Raw genomic sequence first — 2,317 nt, 5'->3', positions numbered from 1 at the left:
GCCACCCCCGCAACTACCTGGCCTTCCTCGGACTCGCCGCCGCCATCTGCTGCTACAAACGCCTCGTCCGCCTCACCACATAGGACACGGTCTTATCACGACGCGGAAGCCGCGTTTTTCCGGGTTGCGGTTGACGACTTCGACGTCGATTCCGAGGGTGGCGCCGTGTTCGATGACGGCGTTCTTGAATCCGGTGTCGACCCAGCTTTTCGCAAGGGTTGGGTAGGCCGCTTTCGCCTGGTCGAGAAGACGTATTCCCATGGCGTTCTCGGAGAGGCCGGCGCCGGTGACGGTCACGGCGAGGATGAGGCCGATCGTGTCGGTGAGGATGCCGCGCTTCCGGCCCGCGATCTTCTTCGCGGCGTCGGTTCCCTGGCTGTTCAGGGGCACGTTGGTGGAGGTCTTGATGCTCTGGGTGTCGATAACCGAGGCGGTCGGCTCGGGTGTGCGGCCCTCCTTGGCGCGGGCCAGTCCGATGAGGTCGTAGTTGAGCTGGGTGAAGATTCCTTCGTCTCGCCAGGCCGCGTAGCAGAAATAGACCGTGCCGTGACCCGGTAAGTCATGCGGGAGGTATTTCCAGGGGATCCCCGTGCGGTTGACGTAGAGGATCGCGTTGAATACGTCGCGGAGTTCGACTTTGGGTGGCTGTCCGGTGGGCCTGCGGTCGAGTCGGGCCTTCCGTCAGGCCGTTAACGTCGGCTCGATCAAGGCCCATCGGGCGTCGGACAGGTCGCTGGGGTACGGCTTGCGCTCGCTCACGGCACAGCGTGTGCATGGCCGCGCCCGGAGGATGTGGTTCCGCTGACTGTCGGGCGATTCCGGGGCGTCTTCAAACCAGACGGACTTCGAGACACGGAAGCGAACGAGACGGGCAGGTGGGTTCGTGATCCGGGTGGGGATGTACGCCTTCTACCGGGCAAGGCGCCCAAACAGGGGCATGCGCAAAGCTGGCATACCAGAAAAACGCTACGTGAACGCCCTCTGAGAACTTCAGCATGGGTTACTGCTGCCGGCTTGGGAGCCAAAAGGAGGGCGCCAGCCGAGGGTGCGTGCTGCTTCGTCGGCCAGGTCGTCGTGGCCGATGCTGCGCAACAGTAGCAAGCCGTCGAGTTGGGCCAGGAGGGCGGCCGCGTGCCGCTGTCGCTGCCCTGGAGGGCCAGTCAGATGGCCTGTCAGCCAGTCGTTCCACTGGGCAGCGAGGGTGGCGGCGAGTTCCCGGTAGGGAGCCCGTCCGGCGGCCGCGTGTCCGAGGACTTCAATCAACACACGAAATGCTACGTCGGCCTGTGCGGTGCGCAGTCCCGACCATGCGCGGTGCAGCAGCTGCGTGGGCGTCAGCGGCGTGTCGCCCACGGCGGCGTGCAGCAAGGTCCGCAGGTGGTCGGCGTGACGGTCGAGCGCAGCGGCGAGCAGGATGGCCTTGGTGGGAAAGTAATACACCACGGTGCGATCGGGTAGGCCGAGGCGCTCCCCCAGACGCCGATAGGTCAGGGCGGTGAGGCCATCGTCGGCCAAAATACCTGCCGCAGCCTCGAGCATGTCGTTTCGGCTGTGCTTGTAACCCATAGCGCGACAGTGTAGTCACTGCTACATTTTTGTAGTACCAACTACATTCGCGAGAGGTGGCTATGACATCTACCCATGCACCCGTCGCCGCGGAGCCTGCGCCCTCGACGCTGTGGGATCGGTGGCTAGCCACCGCACTCGTAGCCGCTATCGGCTATGGTGCAGTGCTTGTTGTACGCGGCAGCGCCGTGGAGCCTGTGTTCAATCGGTTGGGCTTTGGTCCGCGTGCCGCAGGCATCACTGCTGACAGGGCTGTAAATTACGTCCTGCTGACTTATGGAGTTCTCGGGGCGGTCTTGATCGGGTGGATGCTGCTGCTGTTGGTGATGGCCCGCGGGCCCTTGTTGCGTCGGCAGCGCTGGGCCTGGACGGCCATAGCCATCAGCCTGACCGCATGGTTCTTCGCTGACACTGGGTTCTCCCTGGCCGTCGGCGCCACCACGCACGCCCTATTTAATGTCGCTTTCGCTGCCACGCTCGGCATCCCGATGGCCGGCCTACGCCGACGCCTGAACACCTGACGATGCAGGTCGAGCCGTCGCACCGGCGTACCCCGGCGGCACGCTCGGCGCAAGGCGCCGACCCAACGCCAACTACCTGGCACATTTGCCCATATGGCCCGCAGTTGCAAGCGTCCAGTTCGCTCAATGCCAGTCCACCACATAGGACACGGTCTTAGACCGTGTCCTACATGGTCAGTTGGCAGTTGTACGGGTCATGGGGAGTGGACGGTGGGGATGGATCGTTCCGG

Annotated in this window: 2 protein-coding genes and 1 pseudogene; 1 reads left to right on the top strand and 2 read right to left on the bottom strand. The window is 64.2% G+C overall.

Annotation, left to right across the window (positions count from 1 at the left end; translation table 11 throughout):
- Positions 1–90: 90 nt before the first annotated feature.
- Both ACWFQ8_RS33465 and ACWFQ8_RS33460 read right to left on the bottom strand, forming a co-directional pair.
- A pseudogene (locus ACWFQ8_RS33465) lies at positions 91–759 on the bottom strand (IS5 family transposase); the annotation flags it as partial.
- A gap of 231 nt (positions 760–990) precedes the next feature.
- A complete protein-coding gene (locus tag ACWFQ8_RS33460; RefSeq protein ID WP_453790032.1) occupies positions 991–1,566 on the bottom strand; it encodes a TetR family transcriptional regulator in 576 nt (191 codons plus the stop codon).
- A gap of 308 nt (positions 1,567–1,874) precedes the next feature.
- Between ACWFQ8_RS33460 and ACWFQ8_RS33455 the strand changes: the two genes are divergently transcribed.
- Positions 1,875–2,087, top strand: a complete 213-nt coding sequence (locus ACWFQ8_RS33455) for a hypothetical protein (RefSeq protein ID WP_453790031.1) — start codon at positions 1,875–1,877, stop codon at positions 2,085–2,087.
- Positions 2,088–2,317: the final 230 nt, after the last annotated feature.

This window comes from Streptomyces sp. NPDC055254, assembly GCF_053606025.1.
This window is presented reverse-complemented; position numbering and strand designations above follow the sequence as displayed.